This window comes from Mucilaginibacter ginkgonis (assembly GCF_009754905.2).
Taxonomy (GTDB): domain Bacteria; phylum Bacteroidota; class Bacteroidia; order Sphingobacteriales; family Sphingobacteriaceae; genus Mucilaginibacter; species Mucilaginibacter ginkgonis.
This window is the reverse complement of the sequence record NZ_CP066775.1, coordinates 606,090-631,648: the sequence shown is the minus strand read 5'-3', so window position 1 is coordinate 631,648 and position 25,559 is coordinate 606,090. Positions and strand designations below refer to the sequence as shown.

Annotated in this window: 17 protein-coding genes; 12 read left to right on the top strand and 5 right to left on the bottom strand. The window is 48.3% G+C overall.

Annotation, left to right across the window (positions count from 1 at the left end; translation table 11 throughout):
• Nucleotides 1-63 precede the first annotated feature (63 nt).
• The 4 genes from GO620_RS02855 to msrA all read left to right on the top strand — a co-directional run bounded on the left by GO620_RS02855 (nt 64) and on the right by msrA (nt 10,591).
• Nucleotides 64-7,038: a gliding motility-associated C-terminal domain-containing protein gene (locus GO620_RS02855; RefSeq protein ID WP_200230588.1), complete on the top strand. Its 6,975-nt coding sequence runs from the start codon at nt 64-66 to the stop codon at nt 7,036-7,038.
• Entirely contained in the window at nt 7,035-8,027 is a 993-nt protein-coding gene (locus GO620_RS02850) for a PorP/SprF family type IX secretion system membrane protein (protein WP_157522173.1), read from the top strand. The genes GO620_RS02855 and GO620_RS02850 overlap by 4 nt, the downstream gene beginning before the upstream one ends.
• 11 nt (nt 8,028-8,038) lie before the next feature.
• Complete coding sequence (locus tag GO620_RS02845) at nt 8,039-9,991, top strand: OmpA family protein (RefSeq protein ID WP_157522176.1); 1,953 nt, start codon at nt 8,039-8,041, stop codon at nt 9,989-9,991.
• Nucleotides 9,992-10,099: 108 nt separating this feature from the next.
• A complete protein-coding gene (msrA, locus tag GO620_RS02840) occupies nt 10,100-10,591 on the top strand; it encodes a peptide-methionine (S)-S-oxide reductase MsrA (protein WP_157522179.1) in 492 nt (163 codons plus the stop codon).
• A 23-nt stretch (nt 10,592-10,614) separates the two neighbouring features.
• Here the strand turns inward: msrA and GO620_RS02835 are convergent, their stop codons facing one another.
• The gene (locus GO620_RS02835) at nt 10,615-11,055 is read right to left on the bottom strand and encodes a DUF2147 domain-containing protein (RefSeq protein WP_157522183.1); all 441 of its coding nucleotides are present in this window, start codon (nt 11,053-11,055) and stop codon (nt 10,615-10,617) included.
• A 169-nt stretch (nt 11,056-11,224) separates the two neighbouring features.
• Here GO620_RS02835 and GO620_RS02830 point away from each other — a divergent pair, with 169 nt between their 5' ends.
• Together GO620_RS02830 and GO620_RS02825 are read left to right on the top strand one after the other, a co-directional pair.
• The gene (locus GO620_RS02830; protein ID WP_157522186.1) at nt 11,225-12,472 is read left to right on the top strand and encodes an OmpP1/FadL family transporter; all 1,248 of its coding nucleotides are present in this window, start codon (nt 11,225-11,227) and stop codon (nt 12,470-12,472) included.
• Nucleotides 12,473-12,484: 12 nt separating this feature from the next.
• Nucleotides 12,485-13,819: a G-D-S-L family lipolytic protein gene (locus GO620_RS02825; protein WP_157522189.1), complete on the top strand. Its 1,335-nt coding sequence runs from the start codon at nt 12,485-12,487 to the stop codon at nt 13,817-13,819.
• 55 nt (nt 13,820-13,874) lie between these two features.
• On the opposite strand, the gene GO620_RS02820 is transcribed toward GO620_RS02825, so the two are convergent.
• From GO620_RS02820 to GO620_RS02810, 3 genes are all read right to left on the bottom strand, one after another.
• Nucleotides 13,875-14,735, bottom strand: coding sequence for a TIGR02757 family protein (locus tag GO620_RS02820; protein WP_157522192.1), 861 nt, complete (start codon nt 14,733-14,735; stop codon nt 13,875-13,877).
• Between the two features lie 3 nt (nt 14,736-14,738).
• Nucleotides 14,739-17,759: a GH92 family glycosyl hydrolase gene (locus GO620_RS02815; protein ID WP_200230566.1), complete on the bottom strand. Its 3,021-nt coding sequence runs from the start codon at nt 17,757-17,759 to the stop codon at nt 14,739-14,741.
• A gap of 100 nt (nt 17,760-17,859) precedes the next feature.
• Complete coding sequence (locus tag GO620_RS02810) at nt 17,860-18,210, bottom strand: GIY-YIG nuclease family protein (protein ID WP_157522198.1); 351 nt, start codon at nt 18,208-18,210, stop codon at nt 17,860-17,862.
• 86 nt (nt 18,211-18,296) lie between these two features.
• Here GO620_RS02810 and GO620_RS02805 point away from each other — a divergent pair, with 86 nt between their 5' ends.
• From GO620_RS02805 to GO620_RS02780, 6 genes are all read left to right on the top strand, one after another.
• Nucleotides 18,297-19,067 carry an XRE family transcriptional regulator gene (locus GO620_RS02805; protein ID WP_157522201.1) on the top strand — a complete coding sequence of 257 codons (771 nt, stop codon included), beginning with the start codon at nt 18,297-18,299 and terminating at the stop codon, nt 19,065-19,067.
• Between the two features lie 62 nt (nt 19,068-19,129).
• Complete coding sequence (locus GO620_RS02800) at nt 19,130-19,510, top strand: hypothetical protein (protein WP_157522204.1); 381 nt, start codon at nt 19,130-19,132, stop codon at nt 19,508-19,510.
• Between the two features lie 75 nt (nt 19,511-19,585).
• Nucleotides 19,586-20,695, top strand: coding sequence for an aminotransferase class I/II-fold pyridoxal phosphate-dependent enzyme (locus GO620_RS02795; protein ID WP_157522207.1), 1,110 nt, complete (start codon nt 19,586-19,588; stop codon nt 20,693-20,695).
• A 5-nt stretch (nt 20,696-20,700) separates the two neighbouring features.
• Entirely contained in the window at nt 20,701-21,312 is a 612-nt protein-coding gene (gene bioD, locus GO620_RS02790) for a dethiobiotin synthase (RefSeq protein WP_157522209.1), read from the top strand.
• Nucleotides 21,313-21,361: 49 nt separating this feature from the next.
• On the top strand, nt 21,362-22,255 hold the full coding sequence (locus GO620_RS02785; protein ID WP_157522212.1) for a 3-hydroxyacyl-CoA dehydrogenase family protein: 894 nt from the start codon (nt 21,362-21,364) through the stop codon (nt 22,253-22,255).
• A 47-nt stretch (nt 22,256-22,302) separates the two neighbouring features.
• A complete protein-coding gene (locus tag GO620_RS02780; RefSeq protein ID WP_157522215.1) occupies nt 22,303-22,599 on the top strand; it encodes a YXWGXW repeat-containing protein in 297 nt (98 codons plus the stop codon).
• Nucleotides 22,600-22,930: 331 nt separating this feature from the next.
• Here GO620_RS02780 and clpB read toward each other — a convergent pair whose 3' ends face one another.
• On the bottom strand, nt 22,931-25,522 hold the full coding sequence (gene clpB, locus GO620_RS02775; RefSeq protein ID WP_157522218.1) for an ATP-dependent chaperone ClpB: 2,592 nt from the start codon (nt 25,520-25,522) through the stop codon (nt 22,931-22,933).
• Nucleotides 25,523-25,559 lie beyond the last annotated feature (37 nt).

The window sequence follows — 25,559 nt, the reverse complement described above, 5'->3', positions numbered from 1 at the left end:
ATGCTTTAAAAGCCGCATACAGCAGGATTAATTTTACGGTACATCCCCTAAAATTTCCTGCTTATGAAAAATTTATCCTTTTATGTTTTATTGCTATGCCTATGCTTTTTCTTCAAATTTAATGATGCATCAGCACAAAGGATTTATGGCAGCAGCCAGCAAACCGGTACATCCGGTACGCTCTGCGTAAACTGTATCGTAAACAATCCTGCGAACGCGGCAGATGGCAATCCGCAGACTTATTCGCAGATCAACGTAGTGCTGGGCGTCGGTCTCTCGGGCACAGGTGTCCAAACCTACCAGGATATAATTTTCTCACCTCCGGCAGTCGCGGCAGGAAAACCTGTACACATTAAGTTGGGAACCGGCGATGACCTCCTTAGTCTGAGTGTTCTTGGCAGTATAATTTTAAGACCTTATAACGGCGCTACAGCAGCCGGTCCGGCAGTGGGCGCTGCAACGCTGGTGACCGCTTTGAGCAATAACAACCAGGTTGAACTTACGCTTACTCCGACACAGGCATATGACCGGGTGCGGGTTACACTCGACGGCGGCCTTGTTGGCGCTTTATCCAGTATCTATTTATATGACGCCTGGTACGAGGGCCCCGGCCCTGTGGCATGCAACACTGCAATAGACGAGTTGCATGGTATATCTTCTGCTATATTAGGCTTAGGTGTCAACGTAGGGGGCGTAGCAAATCCTCAATTAGCGATCGATGGCAACCTCAACACTGCCTCTACGCTTAACGCCGGAATATCAGCGCTAGGCGCCTATGCACAGCAAACCGTGATATATAGTTCGCCGTCTGTTGTGGGCGATTCGGTAAAACTGACCTTGTCTATCCCCCAATCATTGATAGACGCCCAGGTGTTCAATGTAATTGCAGTTTCAACGGCAAACGGCAACACCGATAATAATGATGCGCGGTTTCTAAATTCATCCCTGCTGACAGTTCGCTTGCTTGATCTAACCAATAACCGCAGAAAGGTTACGGTGACTTTTGTCCCTACAAAAGTTTTTGACCGGGTGCAGCTTAGATTAGGCGGTGTGGCTAACGTGCTTAGTTCCCTTGATTTTTACGAAGCGCAGCGGATACTCCCGCAGCCGGTTGTAACATACAATGGTGGCAGCACGGCTAACATTCAGGTGTGTGCAGGTACAACTGCAACATTAAATGTAACAGCCGCGGCCAATACTACTTATAGTTGGTATACCGCGCCTACCGGAGGTACACTTGTAGCTACAGGCACATCATTTACAACGCCAGCGCTTACAGCAACAACAACCTATTATGTTGCAGCAATGCGCAATGGTTGTACCGACGCATCGGCACGTACTCCTGTTACCATCAACGTGCTACCTGCGCCGGCAGCACCTGTCATTGCAACCACCTCGGCAACGGTTTGCGCAGGGCAAACCGCAACATTTACCGCGGCAACCGTAGCGGGTATAACCACTAAATGGTATACAGCGGCTACCGGCGGTACAGCAATTTTTACTGGCAATACATTCACTACCCCTGCGCTTTCACAAACAACAAGTTATTATGCCGAATCTGACAACGCTACCGGTTGTACAAGTTTAACGCGTATTGCGGTAACCGCAACTGTACAGCCTGCTCCGGCTACACCGACAATTACTTTGGCAACACCGGCAATAAATCCGGGGCAAACAAATACACTTACTATTACCAATCCGCAAGCGGGCGTTACTTACACCTGGTATGACGCCGCAACAGGCGGCAACCTGGTATTCACCGGCTTATCATTTACTACACCAGCGCTAAACGCCACCACTACCTATTATGTTATGGCCACAGAGGGCGGATGTAGTTTGCCGGCACGCGCCAGCGTAACGGTAACCGTAAACGCTGCACCTTCTGTTACAGTAACGCCGCCAACACAAACCATCAATAGCGGACAAACAGCCACGCTTACTGCATCGTCAACCACGCCAAATGCTACATTTAATTGGTATACGCAGCCAACAGGTGGCACATCGATCTTCACAGGCGCAACATTTACAACACCTCCTCTCACTACTAATACCACTTATTATGCAGAGGCTGTTGACCCTGTTTCAGGAGCGGTGTCAACCTCACGCGCCAGTGGTGCCGTCATTATTGGCAACTCGCCAACTGTGACTGTTACCCCGCCAACGCAAACGATAAACAGCGGGCAAACAGCCACATTCACAGCGTCTTCGCCTACTGCAGGCGCAACCTTTAATTGGTACACAACACCTACCGGCGGTACACCAATTTTTACAGGCTCAACCTTTACAAGCCCTGCGCTTACTGCAAATACTACTTATTATGCAGAAGCGGTCGATCCGGTAACAAACATCCCATCTGCCACAAGGGCAACAGGTACTGTTACTATCGGCAACGCGCCATCAGTAACTGTCACTCCGCCAACCCAGGCGATTACCAGCGGGCAAACCGCAACGTTTACGGCGTCGTCCACAACACCTAACGCCACCTTTAAGTGGTATTCACAGCCAACAGGCGGCGCACCGATCTTTACCGGACCAACATTTACAACTCCGCCGCTAACGGCTAACACCACCTACTATGCCGAGGCTGTGGACCCGGTAACAAACGCGCCATCTGCTACCCGCGCAACCGGAACGGTAACCATAGCTGCCACACCAACAATAACAGTTACGCCACCGGCACAAACCATTGCCAGCGGGCAAACTGCTACTTTCACAGCTTCATCTACAACACCGAATGCTACCTTCAACTGGTACACAACGCCTACAGGCGGTACACCTGTATTTACCGGTGCAATGTTTACTACGCCTCCGTTAACCGCTAATACAACCTATTATGCCGAAGCGGTAGACCCGGCCACCAACATCGCGTCTTCTCCGAGGGCTACCGGTACGATAACGATCGGCACTACGCCGGATATCACAGTAACTCCGCCGACACAAGCTATCCAAAGCGGGCAAACGGCTACGTTCACAGCATCATCTACTACGCCTAATGCAACCTTTAACTGGTATACGACACCAACCGGCGGCGCGCCTGTATTTACAGGTGCAACTTTTACCACGCCTGCACTTACCGCAAACACAACTTACTATGCGGAAGCAGTAGACCCGGCAACCAATATAGCGTCATCGCCCCGTGCAAGCGGTACAGTAACCATTGGTGCGCAACCGAGTATCGCGGTTACTCCGCCGACACAAGCTATCCAAAGCGGGCAAACGGCTACGTTCACAGCATCATCTACTACGCCTAATGCAACCTTTAACTGGTATACAACACCAACCGGCGGCGCGCCTGTATTTACAGGTGCAACTTTTACCACGCCTGCACTTACCGCAAACACAACTTACTATGCGGAAGCAGTAGACCCGGCAACCAATATAGCGTCATCGCCCCGTGCAAGCGGTACAGTAACCATTGGTGCGCAACCGAGTATCGCGGTTACTCCGCCGACACAAACCATAGCCAGTGGTGAAACAGCAACTTTCACTGCTTCCTCAACCACATCTGACGCCGTGTTCAACTGGTATACGCAACCTACTGGCGGCACACCTGTATTTACCGGTCCAACATTTACAACCCCGCCGCTTACGTCTAACACAACTTACTATGCGGAAGCGGTTGACCCAACAACTCATATTGCGTCATCGCCGCGGGCAACAGGAACAGTGACTATTGGAGCTCAGCCTAACGTAACCGTTACGCCACCTACGCAAACAGTTATGAGCGGGCAAACTGCAACATTTACAGCCAGCTCGCCTACCGCGAATGCTACCTTCAATTGGTATACCCAACCAACAGGCGGTACACCAATATTTACAGGCGCTACGTTTACAACGCCACTGCTGACCGCAGATATTACTTATTATGCAGAAGCTGTTGATCCTGCAACCAATCTGGCATCGGCAACCCGCGCCACCGGAACAGTTACTGTTACCACACCACCAAGCATTACGGTAACACCACCAAGCCAGGCAGTCAACAGCGGCCAGACAGCGACATTTACAGCTTCGTCCACCACGCCAAACGCAACATTCAACTGGTATACGCAGCCAACAGGTGGTAATGCTATCTACACAGGCACTACCTTCACCACTCCGGCATTAACCGCTAACACTACTTATTATGTTGAAGCTGTCGATCCTGCCACCGGCGCTCCATCAACCACAAGGGCAAGTGCAGCCGTGACAATAGGCAACGCGCCAAGCGTGACCGTAACGCCGCCGACTGTAACTATCCAAAGCGGACAGACCGCTACCTTTACCGCGTCATCAACTACACCGGGTGCAACCTTTAACTGGTACACTACCCCAACGGGCGGCACACCTGTGTATACCGGGGATACCTTTACAACTCCGCCGGTAACCACCAATACTACTTATTATGCCGAAGCGATAGACCCTGCCACCAACATTCCTTCCGGGACAAGGGCCACAGGCACCATAACTATCGCTAATGCGCCGGATATAACAGTAACCCCGCCATCGCGCACCATTAACAGCGGGCAAACCACCACATTCACTGCCTCATCTTCGACTGCGAACGCAACCTTTAACTGGTATACTACTCCTACAGGCGGCACGCCAGTATTTACCGGCGCCACATTCACTACGCCTGCACTGACAGCTAATACCACTTATTATGCAGAAGCGGTGGATCCTGCCACAAACATCCCATCAGGGAGCAGGGCAACAGCTACGGTTACAATCGGCAACGCGCCATCAGTAGCGGTTAACCCACCGGCACAATCTGTAAACAGCGGACAGACAGCCACCTTCACAGCTACGTCTACAGATCCGGCCGCTATCTTTAACTGGTATACCACACCAACAGGCGGCACACCGGTATTCACAGGATCAACGTTTACAACGCCGCCGTTAACAACCAATACCACTTATTACGCAGAGGCGGTTGACCCTAACACGAATATCCCGTCTTCTACAAGGGCGTCGGCTACCATTACCATAAATAATGCACCGTCGATTACTGTAAATCCGCCATCGGCAACTATCGCCAGCGGGCAAACAGCAACATTTACGGCATCATCAAACACACCAAATGCCACCTTCAATTGGTACACCAGCCCTACAGGCGGTAACCCGGTTGCAACAGGTGCAACATTTACAACCCCGCCACTGACCAATAATACTACCTATTATGCAGAGGCGGTTGATCCGGCTACAGGTGCGCCATCCGCGTCAAGGGCTACCGCGACTGTCGCCATCGGTAATTCGCCCAGCGTAACAGTTACGCCGCCAACCCAGACAGTTGCCAGCGGACAAACAGCCACGTTCACAGCTACCTCTACCGACCCCGGCGCAACCTTTAATTGGTATACAACCCCAACGGGAGGCACTCCTATCGCTACAGGCAGCACCTTTACCAGCCCGCCTGTAACCGGTGACGTAACGTATTATGCCGAAGCAGTGGATCCGACAACACACATTCCATCCGGAACCAGGGCAAGCGGAACAATTGTGGTTGGTAATGCGCCAAGTGTAGCGGTTACACCGCCGTCGCGGACAATTAACAGCGGCCAAACTGCGACCTTTACCGCATCTTCTAATACTCCAAACGCGATCTTCAACTGGTACACCACACCAACAGGCGGCACACCGGTATTCACCGGCGCAACGTTTACTACACCTGCAATTACGGCCAATACAACCTATTATGCGGAAGCGGTTGACCCTACCACCAACATACCATCGGGTACCAGGGCAACAGCGACAGTAACCATAGGTAATGCACCAAGCATATCCGTTAACCCGCCGGTGCAAACTGTGAGTGCCAGCCAGACAGCTACATTTACCGGTAGCTCAACAGACCCGGGTGCAACATTTAATTGGTATACAACGCCAACGGGCGGCACCCCTATTTTCACAGGCCCTGTGTTTACCACGCCGCCAGTAACGGGCAACGTAACTTATTATGCAGAAGCGGTAGACCCTGCTACCAACATTCCGTCAGCTACGCGTGCACCGGGCGTGGTAAACCTTGCGCCATCTATAAGCGTTGTCCCACCTACTCAAAGCGTTGCAAGCGGGCAGACTGCTACGATTACCGCAAGTTCTTCAACCCCGGGTGCGGCATTTAACTGGTACACCACACCAACAGGCGGTACGCCAATATTCACCGGCCCTGTGTTTACAACACCGCCGGTAACAGGCAACGTTACCTACTACGCCGCGGCCGTTGATCCTACAACAGGTGCGATATCAGATAACCGGGCTAAAGCGGTGATCAATATCGAACCAAATGTAACTGTGACACCACCAACCGTAACCATCAATGCCGGGCAGCCCGCAACTTTTACGGCAACGTCTACCACACCCAATGCTACATTTAACTGGTACACCACGCCAACAGGCGGAACGCCGGTATTTACAGGCGCAACCTTTAAAACCCCTGCAATTACTGCAGCCACCGTTTACTACGCCGAGGCAGTTGACCCTGCAAGCGGCGCTAAAACAACTACGAGGGCCACTGCTACAGTCGCGCTTAATCCTGCGCCTGATCTTACCGTCAACCCAACAACCGTGACTATCGAAGCCGGCAATACCGCCACGTTTACGGCATCCTCAACGGTGGCAAGTGCTGTGTTCAACTGGTACAGCTCGCCGGGCATGGAGTCGCCGATGTTTACCGGTCCGGTATTTACAACACCACAGCTCAATGCCAATGCTACCTATTGGGTACAAGCGGTGAACCCCGTAACAGGTGCGGTATCTGCCGTGGTAACAACATCTGTGGTGGTCACTACCAACGAGCGGGTTTTTGTACCAAATGCTTTCTCGCCAAACGGTGACGGCCGCAATGATACCTTCAATGTATACGGCGCGTCCATCAGCGCGGTAAGCATGTATGTGTACAACCAATGGGGGCAATTACTCTTCCGCACAGACAATCCAACCCAAGGCTGGGACGGCACCTATAAGGGCGTAGCCCAACCGGTTGGCGTTTATGTGTACTTCGTAAAAGCCACTCTTACAGACAACACAACTATCTCTAAAAAAGGAACTATAACACTCATCCGATGAAAAACTTAAGACTGATAATTTTCTTACTGCTGCAGGTTTGCAGCAGTAAGCTATTGCTTGCACAAGTAGATGCCCATTTCTCTCAATACTATGCTAACCCTCTTTGGCTTAATCCCGCGCTTACAGGGGTCATCAACGGCAATGCAAGGCTAACCGCGCAGTATAAAAACCAGTGGGCCAGCATCAACAACGCCTACCAAACGGGTGGCCTTACCGGCGATTTCCGTGCCGACGACCACATTGGCTTGGGTATCAACGTGCTGGACCAGTCTGCAGGCAGTAATTCATATAATTACTTTACCGGCTACGGCTCTTTTAGTTATGGTTTTGCCATTTCTAATGATGGTAACCATCGAATCAGTTTCGGATTGCAGGCGGGCATCGTTAACCGTACGTTCAATATGAACAACCTGCAATTTGGTAACCAATTTAATGGCGTTGGCTATGACCCGTCGCTCAACAACTTCGAAACATTTACTAATACCGTTACTACTGTTTTTGACAGCAACGCTGGTGTGTTTTATTACGATGGTACGCCTGATAAGTCTGCAAATGTTTTTGGCGGGGTAAGCGTAGGCCACCTTAATCGCCCCAAAGACCCTTTCAGTAACGCACTTGATGCCAGGATACCGCTTCGCTACACTTTCCACGGCGGTGTGCGGATTAAAGCAGGTTACAGCCTTGACCTTACGCCAAACTTCCTGTACGTTCAACAGCAAAAGGCCTCGATAAAAGCGGCAGGCTTATATTCTGAGTTTAAGATAGACAATGACAAGGGTTTGATTCTTGGCGCACTATACCGTGTTAACGACGCCGCCGTTGCCAACGTAGGTTTTAGGGTAAATAGCCTCATCATCGGCACCAGCTACGATTTTAATACTTCATCACTTAACCAGGCAACAGGCGGCCGCGGCGGGCTGGAGTTATCTGTAAGTTATGTATTCCTGAAACATCTATCGCTACCGGAACCAATTTGCCCAAGGCTTTAAACCAGGTTGCCATGAAAAAATACCTACTTATCTTATTGATGGGCCTCATCGCCTGTTCGGCGTCGGCCCAGTATGAAAATAATGTAAAACAGCTGGCAGATAAAGCTTTTGCCACGGGCAAATATTATGAGGCTGCCTATTATTACAAAAAATTAGCCGACGGCCTTAAGATCACCGGCATGGGCGAGATTCCTTATGAAGGCTCGAACAAGTCGAAGCCAAACAAAAAAAATGCCGGGGAGCGGTTGTATGTAATGTTCCGGCTGGCAGAGTCATACCGGCTTTATCAAAACTTCCTTGAGGCAGAGGGCTGGTACCTGAAACTGCTAAATCAGCCTGACAATAGTGCTTACCCATTGGCAAGGTTGTGGTATGGCGTGTGCCTTCGTGCCAACCAGCATTTCGAGGAAGCGATAAAGCAATTACAAATGTTTGATAGCGCTTACACCGGCGATAAGCAGTACAGCAACCTGGCGAAACACGAAATTGCTAATTGCCGTTTTGCATTGGAGCAAATGCAGTTTCCGGGCTTGTATTTGCCTGCTAAACTTAAGAGCCAGTTCAACAGCGATGGTTCTAACTATGCTTTAACCGCCTATGGCGATCAGTATTTATTTACTTCTTCAAGATCGGTTGGCAATGATAAGCGGCATTTAAATAAAGTATACACCGTTGCGCGCGCCGAAGGATCGCAGCCTGCAATTTTGCCACTTACTATTGATGATGGTAAAAAGAACGTTGAGTTGGGTACGCCATCATTAAACGGTGCCGGCAACCGCTTGTACTTTACGCGCTGGTATACCGAAGGGAACAAAACGCACCACATTATTTACATAAGCGAAAAGAATGGCAGCAGTTGGAGTACCCGTCGCCCATTAAATAAAAACGTTAATGCCGATGGCTTTGACGCTATACAACCTTTCGCTACCGCTGATGGCAAAAAGATTTTCTACGCAAGCAATAAACCGGGCGGTCATGGCGGATATGATATCTGGATGAGTGAGCTGGACCCCTCGGGCAATTCCATAAACTCTTTCAATCTTGGAAGCGTGATAAATACCGAAGCCGACGAGCAGGCGCCTTTTATGAGTGGCAACAAGCTTATTTATAGCTCAAAAGGTTTTACAGGCTTAGGCGGGTTCGATCTCTTTGAAACTTACAGCCAAAACGGTAAATGGCAGACGCCGTTGAATATGGGATCGCCTGTTAATTCTGCTAAAGACGACCTCTATTATTTTCCTAACCCCGCGGATGCGAGAAAATTCTTTATCAGTTCGGACAGGGAATCTGATTGCTGCCTGGACTTGTTTACCGTTGCAGATCAGAGTTTCTCCGTGGCCGGAAACGTGGTGGACTGCGAGACAGGGAAACCCATTACCGGCGTGAAAGTATCGCTAAAAGATTCGCTGACGAAAAATGTGATCAGTGTGATGAGCCTCGAAAAAGTTAGCAGCTATACATTTAAGATCCGCGTTAAGCGGCCAATGGTTATTAGCTTTGAGAAGCCCGGCTATTTCGCGGGGACATTCCCGGTTCTGGCCAATGGCACAGACACCCTGCGCAAGCTGGATGCCTGCATGCAAAGCTTTGTGGTAGGCAAACCTATCGCGTTAAAGAACATTTTGTTTGATTTCGGCCACGCGGATCTGCGGCCCGAGTCTGAGAAAGAGCTTAACCATTTGGTCGGCATTATGAAAGACAACCCGGCTTTAAAAGTTGAATTGAGCGCACACACAGATTCTATTGGCAGCGACGCCTACAATTTGAAGTTGTCGCAAGACCGCGCGCAAAGCTGTGTAAACTATATCACATCAAAAGGGATAGACGAGTCGCGGATCTTCGCCCGTGGTTATGGCCGCAGTCGCCCTGTCGCGCCTAACAGTTTGCCGAATGGCGCAGATAATCCTGAAGGACGGCAAAAGAACCGCAGGTTAGAGTTTACAGCGTTGAAAGAAAATCGATGATTGGTGATGACCCCTTGAGTGAACCTCCGGCCGAAATATTGCATTGGCCATATAAACCTTTCTGTATAATTGTGGGTTATCACGTATACTTGGAACCACAATAATATTATGAATACAGAAAAGGCAATTTTGGCCGGAGGCTGCTTTTGGGGAGTAGAAGAATTGGTTAGACAGCAACCCGGCGTAATATCAACAGTAGTTGGTTACACAGGCGGCGATGTTCCAAACGCTACCTATCGCAACCACGGCACACACGCCGAAGGCATAGAGATCGTTTTTGACCCCGAGAAACTATCATACCGTAAGTTGTTGGAATACTTCTTTATGATACATGACCCAACAACACGCAACCGCCAGGGAAATGACCTGGGCACTTCTTACCGCTCGGCTATATTTTATCTAACAGATGAACAAAAGGCCACTGCCGAAGCGCTGATACAGGAGATGGAAACATCGGGTAAATGGCCCGGTAAAATAGTTACCGAAGTTGTGCCTGCCGGCGATTTCTGGAACGCCGAAGAAGAGCACCAGGACTACCTGCAAAAACACCCTTACGGGTATACCTGCCACTACGAACGCCCGGAGTGGACGTTAAGCTAGATAATGATCAGGAGCAGGATCTGTTAAGATTCTGCTCTTGACCATACCGTTGTACGCCCGAATAGCGATATACCAATGTACCCGCGTATATCAAGCGTTTTGCCTTTATAAGTTATTTTGCAGCTATAGGTCTTACCATTAAGCGGATCATAGATTGTTCCGTTGGTGTATTTATTTTCACCGTCTTTTTCAAATCCTGACAATACCTGTAATCCTAAACGCGGGCGGGTGCGCAATGCTGGGTCGCTGTTCATATCATCTAATTTTGGCTTGCCATCTTTAAGCGGTTCTTTAAGCCAAACCACCTTTCCGTAAAACTTGCCGTCGTGGCCTTTAAATATTTCTATCTTACCGCTCTTAACGTCGTTGTACCATAAGCCTTCGATCTTATCGGCCTGGGCCATCGCTGTAGTTGTAATAAAAATAGTGCTGAACAATATCAGCGCAAAAAATAATTTTTTCATTTTTCAAGTTTGTAAATAATTGGTTTCGAGCACTTTACCAACACACATCATTGTTGAAAGCAGACATAATTGTCAGTAAGTTTTTAAAGATAATTGATTTTATTTTTATAACGTTGTACCCGTGTTTTAAAACCAATTATAACACGCGACCCAATACTTAATTTTATATATGAGAAAACTATTACTTATGCTGCTGGCATTTGCGCCGGCAATGGTGTTAGCGCAGGGTTTCCAGGTCAACGTGGCCGGCCAAAAACAAATTGGCATGGGCCATACAGGTACCGGCTTGGTGCAAGACGGCGCGTCTATCTTTTTTAACCCCGGCGCGGTAGCCATGCTGCCCGAGAATTCTATCCAGGCAGGCATCAGCCCATTATTTTTTAAACCCGCTTTCCAGGCAGCAGGCTCTGTAAACGTTGCACAAAGCGCTGATAAAGTGGCTACCCCTTTTTCAGCATACGCTGTATTCGGGCCGAAAAATTCATGGTGGAAAGCAGGCCTTGGTGTTTATACCCCATTTGGTGGTTTGGTAGATTGGGGCAACAACTGGACAGGTAAATATGTACTGGAAAGCCTTGACCTTAAAGCGATATATTTTCAGCCTACGGTTAGTATCCGCCTGGCAAAATGGATAAGCGTTGGCGGTGGTTTTGTTTACAACCATGGTACCGTGAACCTCACCCGTGCTATCCCATTGGCCAACAGCACAGGATCAGACGGGCAGGCCCAGTTAAAAGGCAGCGGCCATGGCACAGGTTTCAATTTGGGCGTTTACTTAAAACCTACTGATAAGTTCAGCATCGGTGTTGATTACCGCTCTAAAGTTTCGACCACTATCAATAACGGCGACGCGATATTTACCGTTCCGGCTTCGGTTCAGGCCAACTTCCCGCAGCCAAATACCTTTACCGCGACTTTACCCCTTGCGGCTACAACGTCTGTTGGTTTAGGCTATATGCCAACATCGCAATGGACTATCGCCGTTGATGCGAACTTTGTTCAATGGGACGTATATAAGGCATTAGCTTTTGATTATGCCAACAATACAGCGACTTTGCAAGACACTTATTCGCCGCGCAATTATAAAAACGCGTTTAGCATACGTGGTGGTTTGCAATACGCAGGTGATGCCAAACACCCTAACACCATCCCGAAAGAGTTAGCCTTACGCATTGGTGGCGGCTATGCTTCTACCCCTGTTCAGGATGGTTATGTCAGCCCCGAAGTGCCGGATGCTAACCGCTATTTCCTGACAGCAGGTTTAGGTTACAAAGCAACTCGCAACCTAACTGTTGACGTATCTTTTGAGTACGAGCATTTGATGACACGCACCCAAACAACCATCGAAACGCAGTTGTCGGGTACATACAAAACCAACGTTTACATCCCGGGCATTTCTTTAACTTATCACTGGTAAACCGATTTGACAATGAAGAACTTTAAAAATATATTCTTATTAACCGCGGGCGTGCTTACCATTGGCGCCTGTAAACCAACTTTCCAGACACCGGTATCCACACAAGGCAATGCTGATTTTTCAAGATACATCTCTGTAGGCAATTCGCTCACCGCAGGCTATGCAGATAACGGCCTTTACCTGGAAGGGCAGCAAAACTCTTACCCATCCATCATTGCCAAACAAATGGCATCTGTCGGTGGCGGTACATTCACCCAGCCTTTATTTACAGACGCGCAGGCTAATGGCTCGGGCTACTTATCGCTTACAGGCTTTGATGCAAATGGCAGTCCGATCACGGCGCCGGTGACCACAAACCTGGCTGTATCGGGTGTAACAGCAATCCCCGGTTTTGGAAACGTTACCACATACACTAAATATAGCGGTACAGATTTTAATAACTACGGCGTACCGGGCATAAAGTTGCTGCACATTACGCTTGCATCTTACGGAAATCTTAATGGTTATTTCGAGCGACTACTTCCGGGTGCAGAAGGTACACATACGCAGACGTACCTCGATTTTGTTACCGCTAAACCGTTTACATTCTTTACCAACTGGTTAGGTAATAATGATGCTTTGGGTTATGCGACAAGCGGGGGTGCAGGCGATGTGCTGACCGACAAGGCCACCTTTACTGCTTTATACACTGCCCTGATCACTAAGATGACCGCGAGCGGCCAAAAAGGTGTTTGCGCTACCATTCCGGACGTTACCGCTATTCCGTTTTTCAACACGGTTACGCCTGCCCTTATCCTCGCATCGGTACAAAAAGCAAACCCATCTGTAACTGCTCTATATGTGAACGCGAAATCGACGACAGATAACGCCAACACAACTTACGCTGCACGCGTAGCCACAGCAAGCGACCTGATCACGCTTACCTTCCCAACATCTAAGATCGGCACTTTGGTAAGCACGCCTGCAGGGAATCTACCTTACGGTTTAACGCCGCTTACACCAATTGAAAACCAGTATGTGCTTGACGCGAATGAAGTTACCATCGTGCGCGATTATGTTACTTCTTATAACAACACCATCGCGACGGTTGCAGCATCTAAAGGCCTTGCCGTTGCAGATATGTACACTTTTTTAAATGGTGTGAAAGCAAACGGACTGGTGGTTAACGGGGTGAGCCTGAACTCTAACTTCATCAGCGGCGGACTGTTCTCCTTAGACGGTGTGCACCTAACGCCACGCGGTTACGCGGTTGTTGCAAACCAGTTCATCAAGGCCATCAATCAAACTTACAACTCAACCATTCCACTGGCAGACGTATCGCAATACAGGAGCGTAAAATTCCCGTAAATAATATTTCGATCGATGATTTTAAGCCGCTCCGGAATCCGGTGCGGCTTTTTTGTTACAGCCCAAAGCCAAATTTCTCTTCTATCCCCAATCCGAATAAGGCAAAGTCATATTTGACGGGATCGAGCGGGTCAAGCTCTCGCAGATGTGCAGTCAGTTCTACCGCGGTTTGCCAGTCGGTTTGTTTGCGGGTGATGAGTTTTAAGCTGCGGGCTACCCGGTCTACATGCAGGTCGCAGGGACAGATCAGGTCGGCAGGTTTTAGTTTTTGCCAGATACCAAAGTCTACACCGCGGTCATCATCGCGTACCATCCAGCGCAAAAACATATTCAGCCGTTTGCAGGTAGATTTTTGCATAGGCGAAGAGATATGCTTTTTGGTGCGGTGCGGATAGTCCGGCAGGGAAAAGAAATATTCACGGAAATGGTTTAGGGCGGCTTCGACCCCCCAACCCCTTGAGCCCCCCCGACCCCCTGAAGGGGGAGCATCAATATTCAACATGTTAACCTCAAAATTTGCCTCCCCCTTCAGGGGGTCGGGGGGTGCTGGGATAAATGCCTCTTCTAACGAATTGAACCTTTCATAGTGGTAACGAAAAAAACTGATAAAATACAGCGTATCAACATCGTTAAAAGTACGGTGCTTAAACTGCAATAGCTTTTGCAGGTCTGGCTCCCGGTGGTTCATGATGAAATCATAGGGCGTGCCATCCATCAGGGCTATCAGTTGTCTGCATTTGTTGATGATGGTAACACGCTGCCCCCAGGCCAGTATCGCGGCCCAGAAGCCCATGATCTCGATATCCTGCTTACCGCTAAACGAATGCGGGATAACTATCGGGTCGTTCTCGATAAACTCCGGCCGGTTATACTGATCTGCTTTAGCATCCAGGAAAGCCTTAATGTCATGTATCATCCGCTATTCGATAGTGATCTCGTCGGCAAATATGTAAGACGGCTTCCCCGCGCTCTCGTGCCATGCAGGCAACGGCCCAAACTGGTGCGCTACAACTTTGATGTATCGTGCTTTGACATTCAGTTCAGCAGTAAATTTTTGCAGCTGTATTTCAAGATTATCTATCGGCACCTTGGTAGCCTGCGTAGATACTAGCTTAAAGTTTTTGCCGTCATCTGATACAAAAAAATCAACCGACTTAGGGAAAACTATCCAGGCCCGTGTATCCTGAAGCGTACCTAACGAAACTGATTTTACTGATTTTATACTTTCCAGATCGACAACCGCTTCCAGATCATGCTCCTGGAACCCCTGCCAATTCCCCAAACGCCAGTTGGTAGTGCCATGTAAGCCATCTATCAAAGCGTTATTGCCTGATGCCGCATAACCGGGCAAATAATTCTTTACTGTTAGTTTAATATCCGAGCGGCTTTTATAAAAGGTGCCCGCGTTTACAAAACTGCTTACGCCGTTCTTTACGGCGATGGTCTTTACGGTTGTGGTAGCAGCTATCGTAATCGGATTCACATACTGCGTTGACGATACAGAGGGTGTACTGCCATCCAAAGTGTAGTAAATTTTCGCGCCTTCTTCTACGCTCATACTCAGAGCGAACGGTGCGTTAAACGTTTTTGCCGAAGTGCTGAATACCGGGTTTGAAACGATGGGATTATCCGTAATGTGCGAAGTTGGCGTTACCAATTCATCTAAAAACAACTTGTTTTGCAGCCTTCCGGTAAATACCTCAAACTCACCGCCGTTGGCTATGTCGTCATAATTCAGGAACAACTTGTTATACGGGTGCTTACTTAGGTTCATGCCTTGCAGGTAGATATTGTCGCGGCCCATACCGGCGCCTGTATTCAAGACGGTAAATTTCTTGCCATTCTCCAGGTTGATGACCGCTTTATCAAATTGTGGCAACCCTATCATAAATTGCTGCTGACCGGGCGCGATGTTGTAAAAACCCAAGGCGCTCATCACATACCAGGCCGACATCTGCCCGCAATCTTCATTTCCGGCAAGGCCGTCGGGAGCGTTGCTATATAAGCGGTTCATGATCTTGCTCAGGTACAGCTGTGTTTTATACGGATTATCGCTGAAATTGTACAGGTAAGCAATATGATGGCTGGGCTCGTTACCATGCGCGTACTGGCCTATTAGTCCAGTAATGTCATCTTGCTGACGGCCGGTTAATTTATCCGTCGTTGTAAACAGCGAATCGAGTTTATTTTCAAAGGCTTGCCTTCCGCCCATTTTCGCGGCAAGCCCTTCAACATCCTGCGGCACTAAAAAGGTGTACTGCCAGGCATTGCCTTCGGTGAAATTGTTGTTGACATCCGTCGGTTTAAAAGGAGCATACCATCCGCCGTTGGTGCGGGCATTTACAAAACCGCTCCTGGTGTCATATATGTTCTTCCAATACTGCGCGCGTTTAATGTATTCGGCATAGTCATTATCCATCTTCAACATCTTAGCCATTTGCGCAATACACCAGTCGTCATACGCGTAGTCTAGTGTTTTGGATACCGACTCGTGTTCATCGTCGGCAAGTACAACGCCGTTCTTAAGGTAAGAGTCCAGTCCAAACTGGTTGCGGTTTACCGTCGCCTTCATAGCCTCTAACGCTTTTGCGGCGTCAAAATCGGTAACGCCTTTGCTGTATGCGTCTACAATAACCGGGATCGAATGATTGCCCACCATACAGAACGTCTCCCACGAAGCCAGCGGCCAAACCGGTAAGGTTTTGCCCTGATCATACATCGCCAAAAAGCTTTTGATGAAGTCGAGCGTACGCTTCTTATCTATCAGCGTAAACAGCGGGTGTTCTGCCCTAAACGTATCCCACAGTGAAAACACGGTGTAATAATCAAACCCATCTGCCTTATGTACCTGTCCATCCATTCCGCGGTACTGCCCGTCAACATCATTGTAGATATTCGGCGCCAGCATGGTGTGGTAAAGCGCTGTATAAAATATAGTCTGTTTTTGTTTAGCATAATCAACCGGTGATTGCTTTGCAACGTTGGGCCTGCGCCGCGGATACCCGTAAGCGTCTGTAGTTTGCGGCTGCGGCAGGGTCGCGGCCGAACCGCCCTCCACCTCTATCTTTGCCAATGCATTTATCCAGGTAGTTTTAGCGGCCTTTTGAACACGCTTAAAATCAAAGTCGGGCACTTCGGCATCCAGATTTTTCAAGGCGCCATCAACGCTTACTGCTGAAATACTCACTTTGGCAATTACCTCGCCGGGATTGTCGAACTGTAAGAACGCTTTCACGTTTTTACCCTCAACCTTTTTCTGCCCGTTCTGCAACGCGTCATTCAGCGCAATGCCATGGGTTTTGAACGGCTTGTTAAATTTAGCGTAGAAGTATACATGCTGATCGTCGGCCCATGATTTTGATTTGCGGAAACCACGGATCTCATGGTCGTTGATTACCTCTATCCAAGAGTCGAGCACCTGGTCGCGGTGTTTCAGGTCGATGATGATATTTGCCTGCGCAGTTCCGGACGGGTATTGGTAGCGATGTACGCCCACTCTGGTTGTAGCAGTCAGTTCTGCCTGGATACCGTATTTGTCAAGGAAAGTTTTGTAGTAACCGGGCGTCGCCACCTCATTTTTTTTACTGAAGCCGGAGCGGTATTGTGTATTTAAAAATTGTGGCTCGCCGGTGGTGGGCATAAACAAGATGTCACAGTAGTCGCTGATGCCTACTCCGCTGAGGTGGGTATGAGAAAATCCGTAAACTATAGTGTCAGCATAATGATACCCAGATGCACCGTCCCAGCCTTCAAGGCGTGTGTCGGGGCTTAACTGCACCATCCCAAATGGTACTACCGCGCCCGGGTAAGTATGGCCGTGCCCGCCCGTCCCAATAAATGGGTTAACCAGAGGGGTGTAGTCCTTCTTTTTTTGCGCCTGTAAGCCCAGGCAGCATAGCAGTAGAACAGGCAGGACAAACTGCCTCCAAAAATTTATCAATTTAAAATGCATTGAATGTTGATGTGCGAAACGCTATCGCAAAATAACAAACAATGCCGACAAAAGCCGACTAAGCTTTATTGTATTCTCATCTAACCGTTTAAGCCGAAAGCCTTACAGGCTGCATAATAGATGTGCGGATGGTACGCGCCATAGCATGGTGTTCAAACTGCAGGCCTGCGGTAAGGTCAACCCAATCTGCATTTACAGAACGGATGATCTTTTCTTTTTGGGCACGGGTAAAGGTGCTCAAAAATTTGAAGCGCTCCATTGCCATATCCTCGTTGTTGATCTCTTCGAAATATACTAAACGGTTTAGCTGATTGGCGTTGTCAAAAAATAGCGTCGGCATATCAGCATAAAATTTCAGGGTTTTAACCAGGTCAGAGCAAAGGCCAACATGCAGATTTTTGCGGTTTCTGTCGGTAATAATGTAGATAAAGCGTTTCATCTTGATAATTATTTTTGGTAGTCTGATAAATACTTACTAATTTTATGAGCATAAAGTTACTAATAATTTTAGCAATACCAAATTTTATGTCAATTATTTCTTCAAATATTAAGTTCCTCCGGAAAAAAAAGGGGATCACACAACAGCAATTCGCCGATGAAATTGGCATAAAACGCTCTTTAGTAGGCGCTTATGAAGAAGACAGGGCAGATCCGAAATATGACCTGCTAAAAAAATTAGCTATTTATTTTGATGTTAGTATCGATTCTTTAATTAACGATACCATTGATGAGAAGTGGGCCCCTGCCCCGAAAGGCAACCCGGCAAACTTGCGGGTGTTGAGCATTACCGTAGATAAAGAGGATAATGAAAATATAGAACTAGTGCCCATGAAGGCCAGCGCCGGCTACCTTAATGGTTATGCGGACCCCGAGTTTGTAGGCACTCTGCCTAAGTTCTACCTGCCCATGTTTAAACAAGGTACCTTCCGCGCGTTTGAGATCAAAGGTGACTCGATGCTGCCATTACAATCGGGCAGTATAGTTATAGGCGAGTACGTAGAAAACTGGGCCGACGTAAAACCGAATGATACTTACGTGGTGATCTCCAAATCTGACGGCGTAGTATATAAACGTATCGGCAACAAATACAAAGAGAACAAGAAGCTTAAGCTGGTATCAGACAACCCGGTTTACGAGCCTTATGAAATTAATGGCGAAGACCTCTTGGAAATTTGGAAGGCCAAAGCTTATTTTTCTACCCACATGCCTGAACCTGCTCCCGAGCCTACCATGGAAAGCGTGACCAGCATGCTTACCCAAATGCAAAGGACTATTTCTAAGCTGAGCAACAATTAAGTTACACGGGTGTTGTTAAACCATTACCGTATATCTTTATCGTAACAATAAAAAAACTAATCATGAAAAAGATCTTATTAATGTGCTGCATGCTGGTAGGCTTTGCAGCAGCAACACACGCTCAGGGCGGCCGTCAGCGTATGAGCCCTGCCGACCAGGCAAAAATGATGCAGACTAACCTGAAGTTAACTGACGACCAGACTGCAAAGATCACCGCCATCCTGACTATGCAATCTACCAAAATGGATAGCGTACGTACAGCAGCAAACGGCGATCGCCAGGCAATGATGCAGGCTATGGGCCCTGTTCGTCAGGACGCGCAAACCAAAATCGCGGCTGTATTAACTGCAGACCAGGCAGCGGCTTACAAAAAAATGATGGATGACCAACGCGCACGCATGCAGCAAGGCGGCGGCGGTACCCCTCCTCCACCATCTAAATAACATTTAGATAATTATATCGAAAAGCGTCCGTTTGTAAACGGGCGCTTTTTTTATTTTAGCGCAAATCCATTTCCATTGCACCCTGCCGATAACCATCTTACTGCAAAGCTTAACGAACGGCAAACCGAGGGCAATTTGCGTAAGCTTCGTCTGCCAAAAGAAGACTTGATCGATTTTGCTTCGAATGATTATCTCGGATTTGCGCGGTCAGCCAATTTGCGGGAATTGATCGATGCCGAACTTAAAAAGTACCCATCTACAGGCAGCGGTTCTACAGGCTCAAGATTACTGACCGGCAACTCTGAATATGCAGAAGAAATTGAGCAATGGATTGCAACCTATCACGGACACGAAGCTGCATTACTTTTCAATTCGGGTTATGATGCCAACGTTGGCTTGTTCTCGTCCATAGCCCGGCGTGGTGACACGGTGATTACCGATGAACTGATCCACGCCTCCATCATTGATGGCATACGCCTGAGCAACGCAAACCGCTACACATTCGATCATAACAACCTGCAAAGCCTGGAAGACAAGCTGCAGCGCGCTAAAGGAAATATTTACGTCGTTGTCGAATCTGTTTATTCAATGGATGGCGACAGTCCGGACATATCCGCTGTTGTCGCGCTTTGCCAACAGTATAACGCCAACTTAATTGTCGACGAAGCGCATGCCATCGGTGTTTTTGGCAAAGGGATGGTATCTAATCTTGACTTGCAAAATCAAGTTTTTGCAACAATTGTCACTTATGGTAAAGCGATGGGCGTACATGGGGCGGCGATAGTGGGCAGCCAACTGCTTAGAGACTATTTGATCAATTTTGCGAGATCTTTCATCTACACAACGGCAGGGCCCTTGCATCAGTTAGTGTCCATCAGGATGGCGTATGAGTTATTAGATAGCGCCGGCGAAGTACAAAACCAACTTCACCAAAACATAAAAACGTTTAATGCGCGTTTCACAGACGACCAACTGGTGGCCCGCAGCCAAAGTGCGATACACTGTATAAAGGCTGGCAGTAATGAAGAAGCCAAACGTTTATCTAAGAAACTGGAAAATGCCGGGATAGACGTTCGGCCCATATTGAGCCCGACAGTTGCTGCCGGAACAGAACGTCTGCGCATTTGTCTGCATGCTTATAATACTGCCGATGAAATTCAATTACTGGCTGATACTTTAAAATAATACAAATGCCTCAAAGATATTTTATAACAGGGATAGGAACAGGAATCGGCAAAACAATAGTATCTGCCATTGTAACGGAAAAACTGAAGTCCGATTACTGGAAACCTGTACAGTCCGGCGATTTAGACAACAGCGACACTATGAAAGTGCAAAGCCTGGTGTCGAATAGTAAAACGGTCTTCCATCCGGAAACCTACCGTCTAACACAACCTTACTCGCCGCATAAGTCGGCCGCCATTGATGGTGTCACGATAAATCTTGACGACTTTGTCTTGCCAAACACGGATAATGTCCTTGTGATTGAGGGTGCAGGCGGGTTGATGGTGCCATTGAACGACCAACAATTAGTCATCGACCTTATAAAAAAACTGGATGCCGACGTGATACTGGTATCGCAGAATTATTTAGGAAGCATCAACCACACCATATTATCTTGGCTGGCATTAAAGAGTTATGGCATCCCTGTAAAAGGTATCATCTTCAATGGCGAACCCAACCAAAACACCGAGGACTACATATTACAGTATACGGCGCTTAATCTTATTGGCCGGATACCTCAATTAAAAGAGTTAACACCTGAAGCGATCCGTGAAGCGGGCCACCAATTAAATTTGTAGCCGTCCACAAAAGGTTTACATTACAAAGCATTTTTTACACATTTGAACTATGGAAAACATTACGGTCATCGGCTCGGGGACAATGGGCAACGGTATCGCGCACCTGTTTGCGCAGCATGGTTATAAAGTGGCATTGGCCGACATCAGTCAGCCGGCATTGGACAAAGCCATACAAACCATAACTGCCAACTTTGATCGTCAGATTAAAAAAGGTACTGCTGATGAAAACACCAAGCAGCAGGCGCTGGCAAACATTACCACCTTTACTGACGTAAAATCGGCAGTAGCAAATGCAGACCTAGTTATAGAAGCCGCTACAGAAAACAGCGACATCAAGCTGAAGCTTTTTAAAGACCTGAGCGAATGGTGCAAATCCGAAACGGTACTGGCCAGCAATACATCTTCTATATCGATTACCAAAATTGCCTCGGTAACTAACAATCCGGGTAACGTTATCGGGATGCACTTTATGAACCCGGTGCCGCTGATGAAACTGGTTGAGGTGATCCGCGGGTATGCAACTACTGATGAGGTAACAAACCGGATCATGGACCTGTCTGAAAAGCTGGGTAAAACTCCTGTCGAAGTGAACGACTATCCAGGCTTTGTGGCCAACCGCATTTTAATGCCGATGATCAACGAGGCCATCTATACTTTGTATGAAGGCGTAGCCGGCGTTTATGAAATAGATACGGTAATGAAATTGGGGATGGCCCATCCTATGGGCCCGCTGCACTTAGCCGATTTTATTGGCCTTGACGTTTGCCTGGCGATATTGAATGTTTTGCACGATGGCTTCGGTAACCCCAAATATGCGCCGTGCCCGTTGCTGGTAAATATGGTTACCGCGGGTCATAAAGGCATTAAATCGGGCGAAGGGTTTTACCAATATACCGCAGGCAGTAAAGACCTGGTTGTTGCGCCTAAATTTGCCCGCGGTTAAACTTTCTAAAAAGTTGCTTGTCGTATATAGATACAACAACAACTATTATGAAAACATTATCAAAAGTATTTTTGGGCTTAGGCATTGCCTGCACCATGTCTTTAGCGGCATGCAGCGGCTCTTACTATGTGGCCGACCGCCCTGTTGAACCTGTTTACGCACGACCTGCCGCTCCATACGCTGATGCCTATTGGGTCCCTGGTGAATGGAACTGGAATGGCGGCCGGTATGTATACACCAACGGGTATTACGTACACAGGCGTGTAGGTTACACTTACGCACCGGGCTACTGGCGCCAGGGCCCGCGCGGCCATGTTTGGGTTCGCGGCAGATGGCGCAGGTAGGGCCTAACCCCTTCTTCTCTAAACGAGAGCGCTTATAAACAAGCAAAGGCTTATCTTTCGATAAGCCTTTGCTTGTTATTTCTTCACGTCTTTGCGAGGCGCGCCGATAGCTATCGGGGCAACGAAGCAATCTCTAAATTAACCAACTGCTCTGTAGCTCGGGGATTGCCGCGCCGCTTTTCGCGGCTCGCAATGACGCTTTGGTTTTAAGCCCCTCTCCTTCGGAGAGGGGTTGGGGTGAGGCAAATCTCCGCAATGACGCATTTCAAGTAGCCCCTCTCCTTCGGAGAGGGGTTGGGGAGAGGTCTTTTGCATGCCAGTGTTATAGCGCTCACTCATTCAAAAACACAAATTGGTTGTCAAACATATCCAGCTTAATCTTGCTGTCTTTGTCAACTTTACCGGCAAGTATCTGCTTGGACAGTTCGTTGAGGATCTTTTTCTGGATCACACGTTTCAACGGCCTCGCGCCAAATTGCGGGTCATAACCCAGTTGGGCCAGCCAATCCAAAGCTTCTTCTGATGCTTCCATACTGATGCCCATCTCGGCTAAAGTATCCTGCAACTGGCTGAACTGTAGTTTAACGATTTCGCCAATTTCATTCCGGCCCAGCGGAGTAAACATGATGATCTCGTCGATACGGTTCAAAAACTCGGGGCGAATGGTCTTCTTCAACAGATCAAACAACTGATTTTTTGTCTTCGCGATCACTTCATCCTTATCGCTCTCTTCAAAGTTCTCGAAGTTCTCCTGGATGAGGTGCGCGCCGATGTTCGAAGTCATGATCACGATGGTATTTTTAAAGTTCACCACGCGGCCTTTATTATCGGTCAGGCGGCCATCGTCCAGTACTTGCAGCAATATGTTGAACACATCCGGGTGTGCCTTTTCTATTTCATCAAGCAAGATCACACTGTATGGTTTGCGTCGAACGGCCTCTGTCAATTGGCCGCCTTCATCATAACCTACATATCCCGGGGGCGCGCCTATCAGCCTCGAGACCGCATGGCGTTCCTGGTATTCTGACATGTCGATGCGGATCATCGAACCCTCATCATTAAAGAGGTACTCAGCCAGCGCCTTTGCCAATTCAGTTTTACCCACACCGGTGGTCCCTAAAAATATGAACGACCCTATAGGTTTGCGCTTGTCCTGCAAGCCTGCGCGGCTGCGGCGAATGGCATCACTGATGGCTTCTATCGCTTCTTCCTGGCCCGCCACACGCTTGTGCAGCTCATCCTCAAGGTGCAATAACTTCTCGCGCTCGCTCTGTACCATTTTAGAAACCGGGATACCCGTCCAGCGCGAAACCACACCGGCAATATCATCAGCGGTAACCTCTTCTTTCAGCATGCGGCTGTCGTCCTGGTTCTCTAAAAGCGCCGCTTTAAGTTTTGCCACTTCTTCTTCGGCTTCTTTAATACGGCCATAGCGAATCTCTGCTACTTTGCCATAATCGCCGGCACGTTCGGCCTGCTCGGCTTCCAGTTTCAGGCTTTCGATCTGCTCAACCTTCAGGTTCACGCCATCGACCAGGTCCTTTTCTCCCTGCCATTTGGCACGTAAAGAGTCCCTTTCAGACGACAGGTTGGCAATCACTTCACTTAGTTCTTTTACTTTACGGTCGTCATTTTCACGCTTGATCGCCTCGCGCTCAATTTCCAATTGCATAATGCGGCGTTCAAGCTCGTCAACCGCTTCGGGAACAGAATCCATCTCCAGGCGAAGCTTCGATGCAGCCTCGTCCATCAGGTCAATGGCTTTGTCAGGTAAAAAACGATCGGCAATATATCGCTGCGACATTTCTACCGAAGCAATGATCGCCTCATCCAATATGCGCACCTTGTGGTGTGTTTCGTAACGTTCCTTCAAACCGCGAAGGATCGAGATCGCGTCGGCAGCGTCCGGCTCGTCCACATTTACCTTTTGAAAACGGCGTTCGAGCGCCTTATCTTTTTCTATATACTTTTGGTACTCGTTTAGGGTAGTCGCTCCTATCGCGCGCAGTTCGCCACGGGCCAAAGCAGGCTTCAGAATGTTGGCCGCGTCCATAGCACCCTCGCCCCCACCGGCACCAACCAAAGTGTGTATCTCATCAATAAACAAAATGATCTCATTGTCGCTTTGGGTAACTTCTTTGATAACCGCTTTTAAGCGTTCCTCAAACTCGCCTTTGTATTTCGCACCGGCAACCAGCGCACCCATGTCCAGCGAGTAAACAGTTTTGGTCTTCAGGTTCTCCGGCGCGTCGCCTTTAATAATCCGGAACGCGATACCTTCGGCAATAGCGGTTTTACCCACACCCGGCTCGCCCACCAAAACAGGATTGTTTTTGGTACGGCGCGACAGGATCTGTATGACACGGCGAATTTCTTCGTCGCGGCCGATCACCGGGTCCAGTTTGCCCGACTCGGCATATTCATTAAGATTACGTGCATATTTGTTCAACGCGTTATAAGTAGCCTCGGCGTTTTGGTCGGTCACCTTGTTATCGCCGCGTAATTCTATGATGGCTTTCTTTAAGTCTTTTTCGTTTACGCCGGCGTCTTTCAAAGCGCTGCCTGCGGGATCGCTCACTGCAAGAATGCCAAGAAGTATATGCTCGACAGAGATAAATTCATCCTTAAACTCCTTTAAATAGCCCTGCGCTTTTTGCAAGGCAGAGTTGGTATTTGATGACAGGTAGATATTGCTACCGCTCACCTTTGGGTAAGACGCGATCTGCTTATCCAGCACCTCATTAAGACGGGTAATATTTACGTTTAGTTTTTTTAACAGGTAGCTAATTACATTTTCATCAACCATTAACAAACCCTTTAGCAGGTGGGCATTTTCTATCGCCTGCTGCTGATTGGCTGTTGCAATCTCGGTTGCCTTTTGTACGGCTTCCTGCGCTTTTATAGTATAGTTGTTAAAATTCATACAACCATTAAATCAATACTTAAGCCAATGGTTTGCA